Genomic DNA, 14,213 nt, shown 5'->3' with positions numbered 1-14,213 from the left:
TTGTAATCTAACCACTTAAGTCCATAACTTCAATAAGCAATATTTCGCATATATAATGTTTGGTACATGCAGCACAGAACATAAATACGAAAACACACTGGTCTTCAAAAACACATGACCAAACAGAAATTCAAAGCCCGGCTGCGCTCTGAATGGATTCTGGAAAATGCAGACGGCGTGGACCTCCCCATGGGGGATGTGTTGCGTTTGTTGGGTGCCATCGAGCGACTGGGGCACTTGGCGGGAGCCAGCAAGGAATGCCAGTTTTCCTACAGACATGCCTGGGGCTTGTTGCGTAATGCCGAAAAACAGTTTGATGCGGCCTTGCTGGAAACCTCCCGGCGCAAAGGTACCAAGCTGACCGAGTTCGCCCAGCGTTTGCTGTGGGCGAATCGGCGACTGGATGCGCGTCTGACGCCAACCCTGGAGAGCATGGCTTCCGAGCTGGAAGAGGAGCTGGGCCGCTTGTATGCGCAGCCTCTGGACCGTTTGCGCTTTCAGGCCAGTCACGGATTTGCGATTGAAGGCCTGATGCGCTTTGCCAATGAGCACGATGGTCTGCCGCTGGAGCTGCGCTACCGCACAGCCATTGAAGCGCTGGCTTCGCTGGAGCGCGGAGATTGTGATCTGGCCGGTTTCCAGGTTCCAGTCGGCGAGTTCGAGGTGGCTGCCATGCGCCGTTATGGGCAGTGGCTGTCTCCGGCGCGTCACAGGCTGATTTTCCTTTCTACTCGCCGGACCGGCTTGTTTGTGGAGAAGGGCAATCCCAAGAACATCACCGGCATGGCCGACTTGTTGCGGCCCGATGTGCGCTTTGTGAACCGTCAGATGGGGTCCAGTACCCGCTTTCTGGCGACCTTGCTGCTGGGGCAGTTAGGGGTAAACACGAATGCGGTGCTGGGCTTTGAAACAACAGAATTGACACATATGGCGGTGGCGGCTCACGTTGCCAGTGGCATGGCCGATACCGGCCTGGGTGTGGAAACAGCGGCCAGCCGATGCGGGCTGGAGTTCATTCCCCTGGCCCAGGAGCGTTATTTCATTGCGGTCGAGCAAGAAGCGCTGGATAAGGCTCCTATGCAGGAACTGATGAACGTGATTGGCGGTTCCGCGTATAGTCAATTCATGGAAGATCTGGTGGGTTACGACCCACGGGGTTTGGGACAGATCATGACGCTGGAACAGGCATTCGGGCAGGCTGCCGACATGCTCTGGCGTTAGACCCCATTGCATGACGAAAACACACACCATGAGACGGGGACGAACCCTGTCCTTGAAAAAGAGAACACCATGAGCGATGAGCATGGGCCAAAACGTGAACCGATGTCTGTAGACCAGGTTCAGTACAGGCCATATCAAGAAGCAGCTCCCCCAGGTTCCGAGGCCCGGCCCTTGGAGCCGAGTGACACGCAGCCTGCTGGAGCGGGGGTTATGCCGTCCGGCATCGAGCCGGGGGCGCAAGCGGGTGGTGCAGAGCCTGCACGCCGCCCGACCGTGCGGATTGCCTCTGTGTCAGGGCAACCCTTGGACAAACGCCAGCGCCCATTTCGTGACCTGCGCATTTCCCTGACCGACAAGTGCAATTTCCGTTGTACCTACTGTATGCCGCGGGAAGTGTTTGGCACGGACTACGAGTTCCTGCCTCATTCTTCCCTGCTCAGCTTTGAAGAGATCGAGCGTGTGGCACGGCAGGCCGTTGCTCTGGGCGTGCGCAAGCTGCGCCTGACGGGTGGCGAACCGCTATTGCGTCGAAATATTGAAGTGCTGATTGCCATGTTGGCCAGGCTGCGTACACCGGAAGGTGATGCGGTGGAGCTGACTTTGACCACCAATGGCACCTTGCTGGGTCGCAAGGCCCAGGCTTTGAAAGACGCGGGGCTGAATCGTGTCACCGTTAGCTTGGACGCCTTGGACGATGCCCGCTTTACTCAATTGAGTGATAGCGGCGTGTCCGTCTCCACCGTACTGGATGGCATTGCCAAGGCACAGGCCGTGGGGTTGAGCCCGATGAAGGTCAATATGGTGGTGCGTAAAGGGCTGAACGATGATCAGATCTTGCCCATGGTGGAGCACTTCAAAGGCTCGGGCCAGATTCTGCGTTTTATTGAATATATGGACGTGGGCACCAGCAATGGCTGGAATCTGCAAGAAGTGCTCAGTGGTGCGGAGATTGTGGAACGTATCCAGTCCCGTTTCGAGCTGGAGCCAGTGGCCGCCCAATACCGTGGCGAAGTCGCCAGCCGCTGGCGCTTCAAGGATGGTACGGGTGAAGTGGGCGTGATCACCAGCGTCACCCAGCCTTTCTGTGGGGACTGTTCCCGCATGCGTCTGTCGCCCGAAGGACGCCTGTTTCTGTGCCTGTTTGCTTCTCAAGGTTATGATGTGCGAGCGCAATTGCGCTCGGGTGCTTCCGACGAACAGTTAGCCGCCTATATGCACGGCGTCTGGACGGGACGGCAGGACCGATATTCCGAGATTCGGGGTGAGCAAACCACGAGTCGTGACCGTATCGAAATGAGTTATATCGGCGGATGATAAGCACACAGGACATCAGCGGTATTGTGCTGGCGGGCGGACGAGCCCGCCGTTTTGATTTGTCGGGCCAGATCGATAAAGGCTTGCTGCTCTTGCAGGGCCAGCCTCTGGTGCAGCATCTGGTGCGTCGCCTGCGTTCGCAGGTGGGGCCGATCTTGATCAGTGCCAATCGCAATCCCGAGCAGTATGTCCATTGGGGCCGTGTGGTCCCTGATGCCTTGGAGCTGGAGGGCTATCTGGGTCCGCTGGCCGGTTTGGCCAGTGTGCTGGATCAGATCAGTACGCCGTGGGCCTTGTCCTGCCCGGTGGATTTGCCCTTTGTGCCAGTGGATCTGGGCAAGCGCTTGATCAAGGCCGTTGAGGAGCAGGGCGCCGTGGCTGCCTACGCACAGGCAGAGCGTAGCCACCCTTTATGCCTGCTGCTGCGCACCGATCAGGCTGCGGGCCTGAAAGACTATCTGCTTAGCGGCGAGCGTCGCGTCATGAGCTGGCTGGAGAGCATAGGCGCGGTGGAAGTGGATTTCCGCGATGCGCCTGAACATGCTTTTTTCAATATCAACACGCCGCAGGATCTGGATCAGGCACAAAGCTGGTAAGCCTGTTGCAGTGTTTTTGCTGCGCAAGTATTGATGAGCAGAGGAAAGCAGAGGCGGGGTTGGCTGTTCGTGCGAGAGCGTTCCGTTATGCGCGCCTCCTGAGCAGTAGGCTGTCTTTACGTGAAGTATCTTTAAATAGCTCCAAACCAAACCAAACCAAACCAAACCAAACCAAAACAAACAACACAAAAAACCGCCCTGATCAGGGCGGTTTTTGTATGGCAAGACCAAAGCGTGAATAAGCGTCCGAGCTTATGCCTGCCACTGGCTGTATTCGTATAGGCGCACTACATCTCCGGGGGCGACATGGGAGTCCGCAGGGATGCGAGCCAGCGCCTGTGCCCAAGGCAGGGAGCTGATCACGCCCGAGCCCTGGTTGGCGAAGGGGCGCACCAACAGGCGGCCTTGCTCGTCGTTGTCCACTTGCACACGAATGAACTCTTCGCGGTCGCCCTCAAAGTGGCGCTCGCCTTGCAGTATCCCGTAGCGCGTGGTGGGCAGCACCTGCTGGCGACCTTGCAGACGGCGAATCAGTGGGGAAACCATCAAGGAAAACACGGCGTAAGAGGACACCGGATTGCCGGGCAGGCAGACCAGAGGCTTGTCGGCAATGTAGGCCAGCGCCAGCGGTTTGCCCGGCTTCATGCGCACTTTCCACAGATCCAGCTGGCCGCCTATGCCTTCGATGGCAGGCTTCACAAAGTCTTTTTCCCCGACCGAGACACCACCTACGGTCAGTACCAGGTCGCAGCGTTGCAGCAGTTCTTTCAGGGCGTCCTGAATGGCTTCCAACGTGTCTTTGGCATGCACTGCATGCACAGTTTCAACACCCAGCGCCTGCAGCTGCGCACGCAGCATGGGGGCGTTGGAGTTGTAGATCTGGCCGGCTTTCAAAGGCTGGCCAGCAGGAGTCAGCTCGTCGCCTGTGGTCAGAATGCCGACGGTCAGCAGCGGGTACACCTGTAGCTGAGCATGGCCTTGCGCAGCCAGCTGAGCAATATGGGCTGCGGTCAGTTTGGTGCCTGTTGTGATCAGCACTTCACCAATGCGCATGTCCTCGCCCCGGCGGCGGATGTTCACGCCAGACACGGGCATTTCCAGAATGCGCACACCTTGTTCGTCCTCCTGGCAGTTTTCCTGAATCACCACCGTGTCCGCACCGGGTGGCAGCATGCTGCCGGTAAAGATGCGAATCGCCATGTTCTCTTTCAGCGTTTCAGGAATATCGCCGGCATAGCAGCGCTGCTGAATGGGCAGGACCTTGCCGTCGGCAATATCCGCCAGGCGCAGGGCATAGCCATCCATGGCGCTATTGTCGGCGGGCGGCATGTCCAGCTGAGCTTGAATATCCTGGGCCAGAATGCGTCCCAAGGCTTGCGACAGGTCGCAGGTCTCGGTTTGGGTGGGAACTTGCCCTGCCTGGGCCAGCCTTTGCTGTGCTACGTCAAATTCGATCATAGGATGGATAAATTCGATAAAACAATTCGTGGCTCGGGGCGTCAGAGCACGGTGGAAAGGAGGTCGTTCGGGAGCTGTTGCTGTCATACCTTTGCAGGTATCAGGGCTTGGCGGGCTCCAGATATTCAGAGGCAAAATTGCAAGGGCGATGGTGGCTGTCCAACTGCTCTTTCAAGATTTTTTCCCAAGCCAGCTTGCACGCACCGCCCGAGCCGGGAATGCAGAACAGCAAGGTTCGGTTGGCCGTTCCCGCCAGAGCATCGGATTGCAGGGCAGAGGAACCAATATCCTGATAGGACAAGTAGCGGAACTGCTCGCCAAAGCCGGTAATGACCTGATCCAGCAAAGGCGTAACCGCTGCAATCGTGGATTTTTTATGACTGAAACCCGTACCGCCATTGCAGATGATGACGTGGATTTCCGGGTCCAGAATCCATTGGCTGAGCAGGGCGCGAATGGCGTAAATATTGTCCTTGCTGATGGCGCGCTGCACGCAGTAATGGCCGCTGTCAGTCAGGCTGGCCGCCAGATAATCGCCGGAGGTGTCATCATCCGGGCCACGGCGGTCCGAAATGGTCAGTACAGCAGCGTTCAGGCGAACAGCGGGTAAATCGGTCTTGGCTTTAGACATGCTTGTCGGTGTCCGCAGAGGTATTCCAGGAGTCCGTTTTCTGGGCGTCGCTGTCGCGCTGCTGTACCCAGAAACGCTTGCCGTCAGCCAGGGTTTCGCGCTTCCAGAAAGGGGCGCGGGTTTTCAGCACGTCCATGATGAATTCGCAGGCGCGAAAAGCGTCGCCACGGTGGGCGCTGGTGACGCCAACATAAACAATTTGTTCGGTCAGGTGCAGTTCGCCCACGCGGTGCACAACCAGCGTATCCAGTATGGGCCAGCGTTGACGGGCCTGGTCGCAAACCGCTTCAATCTCGCGCTCGCACATGCCGGGGTAGTGTTCCAGGAACAGGGATTCGGTGGCGGTGCCATCGGCCTGATCGCGCACATAGCCGGTAAACGTCACCATGGCACCAGCCTTGCCGCCAGCCGTGGCGCGCAGCTCGGCATTCAGGGCGGCAACATCAAAATCTTCAGTCTGGATGCGAATCATCTCAACCTCCGGTGACGGGCTCGAACACAGCCACTTCATCGCCGGGGCGGACAGGGTCGGTAGGCTTGGCGTGAAACTGGTTGACGGCCACATGCAGGCGGCCGGCCATATCGCTTAAATTCGGATGGCGTTGCAGCAGGGCCTCGGTCCATTGCTGGACGGTGCCTTCCTGGGGCCATTCCCAGTTTTCCTGGCGCTGGCCTGTGCGTTCGGCCACTTGGGCGAAGTACAGGACGCGCAATGTGGAGCACTCCGGCCTGAGGGCCGGAGCGTCTCCGCCTCTATATGGGGGCGCCTGTGGCGCCGTATGGCTTGTGCCTCGCTTGGCCTCGCCGTCAACGGCAAGGCTTGCGCTTAGGCGCGTGGTCAAAGGGCTTGTCATGCTATCTCCGTGAAAGGGCTTAGAGCTGGGCAGTCCAGGTCCCGCTTTTGCCGCCGGTTTTCTCCAGCAAACGGGTCTGTTCGATCACAATGCCTTTATCGGCCGCTTTGCACATATCGTAAATGGTCAGGGCGGCAATGGAGCAGGCCGTCATGGCTTCCATCTCGACGCCGGTGGTGTAGCGGGTGCGGCAGGTGGCCAGCACGGCAATGGTGCCTGCTGCGGCGTCGCTTTCAAAATCAATGCCGACGAAATCCAGGGGCAGGCTGTGGCACATGGGAATCAGCTCGGCACAGCGCTTGGCGGCCAGCACACCGGCCACGCGTGCGGTGTTCAGCACTTCGCCCTTGGCATTGTGCTGAGCCGACAGCAATTGGTAAGCAGCGGGACTCAAACGCACCACGGCGCGGGCCGTGGCCGAGCGGAAGGTGGCGGATTTGTGGCTGACATCGACCATCTGAACTTTTCCATCCTCATCCAGATGGGAAAGGTGCAAATCTGTGTTTTCGGTAGTGGTGCTCATGATCGCTCCGGGACCGGGCCTAGTGCGCGGTTCTAATTGTTTATGGTTGCATTATATACACCCGGCGCGGTGGCTCTGGCTAAGGCCCCGGCGGGTTGCGGTCTTCCCGCAATCGGGCCGGGTCCAGCAGTCGGGCCAGTTCGATCAGGGTGCGAGCCTGCATTTTTTCCAGTGCTCGAGCGCGGTGCACTTCCACAGTGCGCATGGTGATGCTCAGGTCCTGGGCAATCTGCTTGTTCAGCCGTCCCTCCAGGGCCAGGGCCAGCACTTCGCGCTCGCGCTGCGACAGGGTGTCCAGCCGCTCTTCCAGTGCCTGTTCGTTGTCCCGTTCTTCCTGACTGGCCTCGTAGGTGCGCAGCACGTCCAGTACCCGGTCTACCAGATCGTTATCGTTAAAGGGCTTTTCGATGAAATCCGCCGCGCCTTGTTTCAGCGCGGTCACGGCCAGGGGCAGGTCGCCGTGGCCGGTCAGGAAAATAACGGGCAGACGGGATTGGCGCTCGCGCAATTGCTCGAACACTTCCAGGCCGGACAGACCATCCATACGTATGTCGAGCAGGATGCAGCCCTGCGTTTCGGGGCTCAGGGCATTCAGAAAAGCCTCGCCGCTTTCCCAGAGTTCGGTATTGACCTGCCGGGTGGAGAACAGCCAGGACAGGGCATCGCGGATGGCCGGGTCGTCGTCCACGATGTGGACCAAAGGGGCGCGCTTAGTCATGTTCGATCAAGGGTAGGGAAAACAGGAAGGTAGCACCGTGAGAAACCCCGTTTTCAAACCAGAGTTTGCCATGGTGCAACTCCACGATGGAGCGGCAAATGTTCAAGCCAATGCCCAGACCTTGGGCTTTGGTGGTGGTAAAGGCCTGGAACACTTCTGCCATGATCGTTGCTGCCACGCCGGGGCCCTGGTCGGCCACCATCACCAGCACGACACCATTGCTGGCCTGCATGGTCACCTCCAGTACCCGGCGTTCCGGCTCCAGGCCGGACATGGCTTCGGCGGCATTGCGCAGCAGGTTGAAAATCAGTTGTTCCAGCAGCACCTTGTCGCCCATTACGGGCAGGTTTTCAGGGTGGGAGGGCACAATCAACTGAATCTGGTGATGGTGCAGACCTGCCTTGGCCATGGCCAAAGCGCCTTGCAAGGCATCGGGTAAATTCAGAGGGCTAAGCTGTGGATCGCGCTTGCGCACAAAGTCGTGAATGCGGTGGATGATTTGCCCAGCCCGGCGGGTTTGTTCCGCCAGGCTTTCCAGACCGCGACGCAGCTGTTTCGGGTCCAGCGGTTCATTTCCCAGCAGGTTCAGGGAGCCAGCCGCATAGCTGGCAATGGCCGAGAGCGGCTGGTTCAGTTCGTGGGCCAGTGTGGAAGCCATTTCACCCATGGTAATGAGCTTGGCCGTGTGGTGTAGCTGTTCGGATTGGGAGCTGGCCAGGGCTTCGGCCTGCTTGCGCGAGCTGATATCGATGATGGAGCTGATCCAGCCCACGTGCCGTTTTTGCGCGTCGATCAGCGGGGACTCAAAGACCTGCACATCGACACGTGAGCCATCCGGGCGCTGGAACAGGGTGTCAAAAACTTGCACCGAGCGGGAAGATTTCAGGCGATCCCGGCGCTCCAGTGTTTCATCCATCATCTCCGGCACCCACCAAGGCATGGGTGGAGCCAGACCAATAATCTCTTCGCTGCTGCGGCCCACCAGTTCACAAAATGCGGGGTTCACATACAGCACCTTGCCGTCCAGATCGCGGGCGCGCATGCCAGTCACCATGGAGTTTTCGATTGCGCTGCGAAAGGCTTGTTCCTGCATCAAGGCCAGCTCGGCTTCACGGCGCTTGCGGGCGTAGTGATGTTGCATGGCCAGGTTCACTACAGCCAGCAAGGCCAGACCGGCAATCACGGCCAGTAGCAAGGTGAAGGTGGGGATGTTCTTTTGCGGGTAAGGCGTCATCAGCAAACGCACACCGTGCAAGGGCGGGTCTACCGACATGGCGTAACGCAACTGGCTTTCGCCCGGCTCGCCTTTGGAGCGTGTGGCCAGCGTCTGGTCGCTTTGGTCGATCAGGGAGACGTGATATTGCTCGGCAATCCACCAGGGCACGTTCTCCATCAGGATGGTGGCCAGCGAAAAGGTGGCGCGCAAGGTGCCGACAATATCGTTGTCTTCGTAGATCGGAACCACCAGATCCAGCACGCTTTCCTGGTGTTCATTGGAGTAGTAGGCCGGTAGCCAGGTGGACGTGCGCGGCGTGCTGACGTGGGCTGCAATCCGGGTATCAGCACCGGGCGGGCGCACCAGCAAGGTGGTGCCAAATCGATCCTGCACGGCCACTTTCAGCAGATCCGGGTGGATGGTCTTGAAGTGCTGTAATTGCGTCAGCGCGGTCTGGGTTGTGACGGGCTGGGACTGGACTTCAATTTCACTGGCAATGCGGCTTAAATTGTTCTCGTGCGAGCGCAGCTGAAAGGACAGGGATTGCTCCACCCACAAGGCATTGCGTATCAGCTCGTTGGACTGCTCCTCATCTCGCTCCTTATTGACCGCCCAGGCAAACACGCCCATCAGCAGCACAATAATCAGGATGGCCAAAATAGGCACATAGGTGCTGATCGGGTAGGCCGCCAGAGTGCGCGAGGCCGCTTGGCGTATGAATCCGGACGGACGGGCAAGACGCATCATGACAAATGGTTTCGGATTTCCACAATAGATAATTCGGGACCGCTTTTTTAAGCTACACGCTTTCAAGCACATCAATCAATAAAACGTGTCGGCTCTTAACCGACCGGAGGCAAACATGAAAAAGACCCTTGTGGCCAGCTTGCTGGCGTCCGTATTCTTGTCCGCGCCTGTTCTGGCTAACCCCATGATCATCAAGTTCAGCCACGTTGTATCGCCAGATACACCCAAGGGCAAGGGCGCCGTGCGCTTTAAGGAACTGGCCGAAAAGTACACCGAGGGCAAGGTGGTTGTCGAGGTCTACCCGAACTCGCAACTGTACAAGGACAAGGAAGAGCTGGAAGCCCTGCAACTGGGCGCCGTGCACATGCTGGCTCCGTCGTTGGCCAAGTTTGGCCCTCTGGGCGTACGCGAATTTGAAGTGTTCGACCTGCCTTTCATTTTTCAGAACCGTGAGGACCTGCGTAAGGTGACCGAAGGTCCTGTAGGCCGCATGCTGCTGGACAAGCTGGAGCCCAAGGGCATCAAGGGTCTGTCCTACTGGGATAACGGCTTCAAGGTCATGAGCGCCAACACGCCCCTGAAAAGCGTGGATGATTTCCTGGGTCTGAAGATGCGCATCCAGTCCTCCAAGGTTCTGGAAGCCCAGTTCAAGGCACTGGACGCTGTGCCTCAGGTGATGGCCTTCTCCGAGGTGTACCAGGCTCTGCAAACGGGTGTGGTCGACGGCACCGAGAACCCGCCATCGAACATGTACACCCAGAAAATGCACGAAGTGCAAAAGCACGCCACCGTGTCCAATCATGGTTACCTGGGTTATGCCGTGATCGTGAACAAGAAGTTCTGGGAAGGTCTGCCTGACGATATTCGCCAAGGCATGGAAAAAGCCATGGAAGAAGCCACGGTTTACGCCAACGACATTGCTGAGCAAGAGAACAACGATTCCATGAAGGCCATGGAAGAGTCCGGCAAGACCCAGTTCTATCAACTGAGCGATGCCGAGCGTCAGGAATGGGTCAAGCAGCTGCGTCCCGTGCACAAGGAAATGGCTTCGCGTATCGGCCAGGACGTGATCGACGCCTTCTACAAGGCTACCGAATAAAGCCTGCTTCATCTGATTGTCTTGTACAGGTCTGATTCAGACCTGTTCTTCTTTTCTTCCCGCTACATGCTTGTGTCTGCCCGGCCCCCGGGCGGGCAGACTGTAGTCTGGAGCTACCCATGTTTTTACGATTTCTGGACCGCTTTGAAGAAATGTTCATCTCATTTCTGATGGTGGCGGCCGTAGTGATTATTTTTGTAGCGGTCTGCCAGCGCTACTCGGTCAGCCTGCTGGCTGATCTGGTGTCCTGGTCGCGGGCTCAGGGTTATGAATCCATTACGGCCATGGCCCGTTCTACCTACCGAAGCGTGGCCGGCGTCAACTTGCTCTGGGCACAGGAACTGTGCATTTACCTGTTTGTCTGGATGGCCAAATTCGGCGCCGCTTACGGCGTTCGTGTTGGTATCCACGTGGGTGTGGACGTGCTGGTGAACGCCGTGGGCCCACGCTGGCGTCATCTGCTGGTGGTGATTTCCCTGTTCGCCGGTGCATTGTTCACAGCCATTGTTGCCTGGATTGGTGGCCGCTTTGTCTATGGTATTGCCCAGACTGCCCAGGTGACGGCTGACCTGGAAGTGCCGGTGTGGATTGTGTATCTGGCGGTGCCCGCGGGCTCCCTGCTGATGTGCTTCCGTTTCCTGCAAGCCTTGATGAATTTTATCCAGACGGGCCATTTGCCTCATCACGAGCCTGCGGCGGATCTGATCGCTGAAACAGAGCGCGGTGTGTCTGAATCCGAAGGAGCGCGCGCATGACCGCCCTGATTATTTTTGCCTTGCTGGCTATCCTGTTGCTGACAGGTATGCCGGTATCGATTGCCCTGGGTCTGACGGTGATGGGTTTCCTGTTCACCATGACCGAAGTTCCCATGGACAGTATTGCGCTCAAGCTGTTCACCGGGATCGAGAAGTTCGAGATCATGGCGATTCCGTTCTTCATCCTGGCCGGTAGCTTCCTGACGCATGGCGGGGTCGCACAACGCATGATTCGCTTTGCCGCTTCCATGGTCGGCCACTTGCCCGGCGGTATGGGTTTGGCTGCTGTACTGGCTTGCGCGCTATTTGCATCGATCAGTGGCTCCTCGCCTGCTACCGTGGCGGCCATTGGTTCCATCATGATTCCGGCCATGGTCAAACAAGGTTACCCCGTGCAATTCGGGACTGGCATTGTGGCGACTTCCGGCGGTCTGGGCATCTTGCTGCCACCCTCGATTGTGATGGTGATGTATGCCGTGGCAACCAGCGGCATGATGGTTGAGGGTCCGGATGGGGTCAAAGTTGGTACGGCTTCTATTGGTCAGCTGTTTATTGCCGGTGTGGTTCCGGGTTTGATCCTGGCGTTTCTCCTGGGTGCCACGACCATGTTCCGCGCCTGGAAACTGGGCTACCCCCGTATGCCGCGTGCTTCCTACAAAGAACGCTGGCGCGCCTTCATGGACTCCATCTGGGGTCTGATGTTGATCGTTATCGTGATGGGCGGGATTTACTCCGGTGTGTTCACGCCTACCGAAGCAGCAGCTATCAGTGCGGTTTACGCCTTTGTGATTGCGGTCTGGGTCTACAAGGATGTGAAGCTGCGCGAGGTCAAACGTATCGTGCTGGAATCGGCAGCCATGAGTGCCATGCTGCTGTACATCATCACCAACGCGGTCATGTTCGCCTTCATTCTGACGTCCGAGCAGATTCCACAGGCCATTGCGGAATGGATTGTGTCGCAAGGCATGGGCCTGATCGCCTTCCTGCTGTTCGTGAACGTCCTGTTGCTGGTGATCGGTATGGTGATGGAGCCCTCTGGACTGATCCTGATCATGGCTCCCATCCTGTTCCCTGTCGCCATGAAGCTGGGCATGGACCCGGTTCACTTTGGCATCATGCTGGTGGTGAACATGGAGATTGGGCTGGCGACACCACCAGTGGGCTTGAACCTGTATGTGGCGTCCAGCATATCGAAGTTGGGCCTGACCGAAGTTACCAAGTCCACATTGCCTTGGTTGCTGACTGGTTTGGCCTTCCTGTTGATGATTACCTTCGTACCTGAAATTACGCTTTGGCTGCCCCGCATGATGGGATGGCTGTAGTAGTCCTGATCGCTATCCGCGAGCAGGGCAAGGTGGGCCCATGATGTGGCAGTACGGCTTGATGCAATCTGAGCAAGACGTGAATCACCTTGAAGGCCGGGCAAAAAGCCCGGCCTTTTTTGTGGACTAGTTATTCGAGGGAGCAAGTGGAGTCCAGGACGCAATTATGCTTGGGAGATGTTGGAGTCTTGTGCCAAGGCGGCTGCCTTGGCCAGCTCTGCCATAATCTGGGTTGTTGTTACAAGCTGCTCGCTACCCATTTGATGAGACAACTCCGTTTTGGCTGATTTCCATACGGGAAAGGCTTTCATTAACAGGTCTTGCCCTGCAGGGCTCAGATTGAGCCGCTTGCCCGAGCGGCCACGTCCACCTTCGGCGCGAACCAATTCCCGCAGCTCCAGGTTCTGAATATTGCGGCTAAGCGTGGTGGCATCGACTCCCGAGCTAAGTGCCAGGTCAATCAGTGTCGTTCCTGGGTTAGTGCCCACGCCAACCAACAGGCTGAATTGTTCAGCTGTTAGCCCAAGTGGTTTGAAGCAGGCGTTGTAATAACGTGTGATAGCACGTGCTGTTACGCGAGCTTGAAAGCCCGGACACTCTGCCGCGACATCTTTGAAATTTTTTGGATCAAATTTATTCACATTCTTATCTCGACAATTCAGTATAAAAATAATAATGTATATGCACTATTTAAGTATGGATGGAGCTTCATCATGCCCGCTTACGTGCATATCAATTTACGTATTATTGATCCGGCTAAGCAGGCTTTGCTTGCGCCCCTTTTTCAAAAAGCTATTCAAGAAGCAGGGGGTAAGATTTTGCATTTCGGCCCTGTTGTACAGGTGCTTGAGGGCGATAGTACTCCTCTACCTATCGCTGGGGTGTTGGAGTTTCCAACGTTGGCTAAAGCGCTAGCTTTTTACAACTCGGAACAGTATGCACCGATTAAGGCTGAGCGCCGAGAGGCACAGTATGCAACGATGTTTATTGTTGAAGCGACTTGAAGCGCTGGCTTGTTGGGCCTTTGTTCTATGAGAGCACCGGATGCGCAAAGCTATGGGGCTTTTAGTGATGCTGCCTAGGTTGAAACGTACTGATAAGTGTTATTTGCTAAGACAGGCCAGTCTATTAGTATCATAGGTAGTTCGGGCCGCCATACTGGCGGTATTTATTCATACGGAGACCTTATGTCCATTTCAGTCGGTGCGCGCGTTCCAGACGCGACCCTTAGCGAGTACATTGAAACCGCCACAGAAAGCTGCCCTATGGGCCCCAACAACTTTCAGGTGGCTGATCTGGTTAAAGGCAAGAAAATTGCCGTGTTCGCCGTTCCTGGCGCTTTCACCCCCACCTGCTCCGAGCAGCACTTGCCTGGCTTTATTGCCAAGGCAGACGAGTTCAAGGCTGCCGGCGTAGACGAGATCTGGTGCGTGGCAGTGAACGATCCTTTCGTGATGGGCGCTTGGGGCAAGTCCCTGAACGTCAATGGCAAAGTGCGTTTGCTGGCCGACGGCAGTGCTGTCTGGACCAAAGCATTGGGTCTGGAATTTGACCTGACGTCCAAAGGCCTGGGTGTGCGCTCCAAGCGTTTCTCTGCCTTGCTGGAAGACGGTGTTGTCAAACAATTGAACATTGATAACGACGGCGGCCTGCATACATCGGATGCAGATACCCTGTTGAAACAGGTAAAGTCGTAAGTATCTGATCCCCCGCCAGTCCGGCGTGGCGAGGGATAGAAGGATTACAAGGCGCTGGCTGC

General features: G+C 57.1%; 16 protein-coding genes. 8 read left to right on the top strand and 8 right to left on the bottom strand.

Annotated elements, in window-relative coordinates:
- The first annotated feature begins 114 nt into the window (after positions 1–114).
- The 3 genes from U2949_RS04495 (at position 115) to mobA (ending at position 3,131) form a co-directional block, all read left to right on the top strand.
- Entirely contained in the window at positions 115–1,221 is a 1,107-nt protein-coding gene (locus U2949_RS04495; protein ID WP_026485086.1) for a substrate-binding domain-containing protein, read from the top strand.
- Between the two features lie 210 nt (positions 1,222–1,431).
- On the top strand, positions 1,432–2,535 hold the full coding sequence (moaA, locus tag U2949_RS04490) for a GTP 3',8-cyclase MoaA (protein WP_257723835.1): 1,104 nt from the start codon (positions 1,432–1,434) through the stop codon (positions 2,533–2,535).
- Positions 2,532–3,131, top strand: a complete 600-nt coding sequence (gene mobA / locus U2949_RS04485; RefSeq protein WP_026485088.1) for a molybdenum cofactor guanylyltransferase MobA — start codon at positions 2,532–2,534, stop codon at positions 3,129–3,131. The genes moaA and mobA overlap by 4 nt, the downstream gene beginning before the upstream one ends.
- A gap of 252 nt (positions 3,132–3,383) precedes the next feature.
- Here the strand turns inward: mobA and U2949_RS04480 are convergent, their stop codons facing one another.
- The 7 genes from U2949_RS04480 to U2949_RS04450 all read right to left on the bottom strand — a co-directional run bounded on the left by U2949_RS04480 (position 3,384) and on the right by U2949_RS04450 (position 9,278).
- Positions 3,384–4,589: a molybdopterin molybdotransferase MoeA gene (locus U2949_RS04480; protein WP_026485089.1), complete on the bottom strand. Its 1,206-nt coding sequence runs from the start codon at positions 4,587–4,589 to the stop codon at positions 3,384–3,386.
- A gap of 100 nt (positions 4,590–4,689) precedes the next feature.
- Positions 4,690–5,220 (bottom strand): molybdenum cofactor synthesis domain-containing protein, encoded by a 531-nt coding sequence (locus U2949_RS04475; RefSeq protein WP_035271203.1) that lies wholly within the window; start codon positions 5,218–5,220, stop codon positions 4,690–4,692.
- The gene (locus tag U2949_RS04470) at positions 5,213–5,692 is read right to left on the bottom strand and encodes a molybdenum cofactor biosynthesis protein MoaE (RefSeq protein ID WP_042483149.1); all 480 of its coding nucleotides are present in this window, start codon (positions 5,690–5,692) and stop codon (positions 5,213–5,215) included. The genes U2949_RS04475 and U2949_RS04470 overlap by 8 nt, the downstream gene beginning before the upstream one ends.
- Before the next feature lies 1 nt (position 5,693).
- On the bottom strand, positions 5,694–5,933 hold the full coding sequence (gene moaD / locus U2949_RS04465) for a molybdopterin converting factor subunit 1 (RefSeq protein WP_026485092.1): 240 nt from the start codon (positions 5,931–5,933) through the stop codon (positions 5,694–5,696).
- 160 nt (positions 5,934–6,093) lie between these two features.
- Entirely contained in the window at positions 6,094–6,597 is a 504-nt protein-coding gene (gene moaC, locus U2949_RS04460) for a cyclic pyranopterin monophosphate synthase MoaC (protein ID WP_257723834.1), read from the bottom strand.
- A 79-nt stretch (positions 6,598–6,676) separates the two neighbouring features.
- Positions 6,677–7,315 (bottom strand): response regulator transcription factor, encoded by a 639-nt coding sequence (locus U2949_RS04455; RefSeq protein ID WP_257723833.1) that lies wholly within the window; start codon positions 7,313–7,315, stop codon positions 6,677–6,679.
- Positions 7,308–9,278 (bottom strand): PAS domain S-box protein, encoded by a 1,971-nt coding sequence (locus U2949_RS04450; protein ID WP_257723832.1) that lies wholly within the window; start codon positions 9,276–9,278, stop codon positions 7,308–7,310. The genes U2949_RS04455 and U2949_RS04450 overlap by 8 nt, the downstream gene beginning before the upstream one ends.
- A 115-nt stretch (positions 9,279–9,393) precedes the next feature.
- Between U2949_RS04450 and U2949_RS04445 the strand changes: the two genes are divergently transcribed.
- From U2949_RS04445 to U2949_RS04435, 3 genes are all read left to right on the top strand, one after another.
- Entirely contained in the window at positions 9,394–10,377 is a 984-nt protein-coding gene (locus U2949_RS04445) for a TRAP transporter substrate-binding protein (protein ID WP_026485094.1), read from the top strand.
- A 119-nt stretch (positions 10,378–10,496) separates the two neighbouring features.
- Positions 10,497–11,132 carry a TRAP transporter small permease gene (locus tag U2949_RS04440; protein WP_026485095.1) on the top strand — a complete coding sequence of 212 codons (636 nt, stop codon included), beginning with the start codon at positions 10,497–10,499 and terminating at the stop codon, positions 11,130–11,132.
- The gene (locus U2949_RS04435) at positions 11,129–12,454 is read left to right on the top strand and encodes a TRAP transporter large permease (RefSeq protein WP_022983420.1); all 1,326 of its coding nucleotides are present in this window, start codon (positions 11,129–11,131) and stop codon (positions 12,452–12,454) included. Before U2949_RS04440 ends, U2949_RS04435 begins: the two co-directional genes overlap by 4 nt.
- A 164-nt stretch (positions 12,455–12,618) precedes the next feature.
- Here U2949_RS04435 and U2949_RS04430 read toward each other — a convergent pair whose 3' ends face one another.
- Positions 12,619–13,095, bottom strand: a complete 477-nt coding sequence (locus tag U2949_RS04430; protein ID WP_321286364.1) for a MarR family winged helix-turn-helix transcriptional regulator — start codon at positions 13,093–13,095, stop codon at positions 12,619–12,621.
- A gap of 72 nt (positions 13,096–13,167) precedes the next feature.
- Here U2949_RS04430 and U2949_RS04425 point away from each other — a divergent pair, with 72 nt between their 5' ends.
- Entirely contained in the window at positions 13,168–13,458 is a 291-nt protein-coding gene (locus U2949_RS04425) for a DUF1330 domain-containing protein (protein WP_026485097.1), read from the top strand.
- A gap of 183 nt (positions 13,459–13,641) precedes the next feature.
- Positions 13,642–14,151 (top strand): peroxiredoxin, encoded by a 510-nt coding sequence (locus U2949_RS04420; RefSeq protein ID WP_009463866.1) that lies wholly within the window; start codon positions 13,642–13,644, stop codon positions 14,149–14,151.
- Positions 14,152–14,213 lie beyond the last annotated feature (62 nt).

Origin of the sequence: Alcaligenes phenolicus (assembly GCF_032063905.1) — a bacterium.
Lineage (GTDB): Bacteria > Pseudomonadota > Gammaproteobacteria > Burkholderiales > Burkholderiaceae_B > Alcaligenes > Alcaligenes phenolicus.
Note: the sequence above shows the minus strand (reverse complement) of the source record. Positions and strands in the feature narration are given on the sequence as shown.

What these genes read in the sequence shown, in the direction of transcription:
- U2949_RS04425 (WP_026485097.1), top strand. Translation starts at nt 13,168, where the DNA reads ATGCCCGCTTACGTGCATATCAATTTACGTATTATTGATCCGGCTAAG.
- mobA (WP_026485088.1), top strand. Translation starts at nt 2,532, where the DNA reads ATGATAAGCACACAGGACATCAGCGGTATTGTGCTGGCGGGCGGACGA.
- U2949_RS04495 (WP_026485086.1), top strand. Translation starts at nt 115, where the DNA reads ATGACCAAACAGAAATTCAAAGCCCGGCTGCGCTCTGAATGGATTCTG.
- U2949_RS04440 (WP_026485095.1), top strand. Translation starts at nt 10,497, where the DNA reads ATGTTTTTACGATTTCTGGACCGCTTTGAAGAAATGTTCATCTCATTT.
- U2949_RS04420 (WP_009463866.1), top strand. Translation starts at nt 13,642, where the DNA reads ATGTCCATTTCAGTCGGTGCGCGCGTTCCAGACGCGACCCTTAGCGAG.
- moaA (WP_257723835.1), top strand. Translation starts at nt 1,432, where the DNA reads ATGCCGTCCGGCATCGAGCCGGGGGCGCAAGCGGGTGGTGCAGAGCCT.
- U2949_RS04435 (WP_022983420.1), top strand. Translation starts at nt 11,129, where the DNA reads ATGACCGCCCTGATTATTTTTGCCTTGCTGGCTATCCTGTTGCTGACA.
- moaC (WP_257723834.1), bottom strand. Translation starts at nt 6,597, where the DNA reads ATGAGCACCACTACCGAAAACACAGATTTGCACCTTTCCCATCTGGAT.
- U2949_RS04445 (WP_026485094.1), top strand. Translation starts at nt 9,394, where the DNA reads ATGAAAAAGACCCTTGTGGCCAGCTTGCTGGCGTCCGTATTCTTGTCC.
- U2949_RS04475 (WP_035271203.1), bottom strand. Translation starts at nt 5,220, where the DNA reads ATGTCTAAAGCCAAGACCGATTTACCCGCTGTTCGCCTGAACGCTGCT.
- U2949_RS04450 (WP_257723832.1), bottom strand. Translation starts at nt 9,278, where the DNA reads ATGATGCGTCTTGCCCGTCCGTCCGGATTCATACGCCAAGCGGCCTCG.
- U2949_RS04480 (WP_026485089.1), bottom strand. Translation starts at nt 4,589, where the DNA reads ATGATCGAATTTGACGTAGCACAGCAAAGGCTGGCCCAGGCAGGGCAA.
- U2949_RS04470 (WP_042483149.1), bottom strand. Translation starts at nt 5,692, where the DNA reads ATGATTCGCATCCAGACTGAAGATTTTGATGTTGCCGCCCTGAATGCC.
- U2949_RS04455 (WP_257723833.1), bottom strand. Translation starts at nt 7,315, where the DNA reads ATGACTAAGCGCGCCCCTTTGGTCCACATCGTGGACGACGACCCGGCC.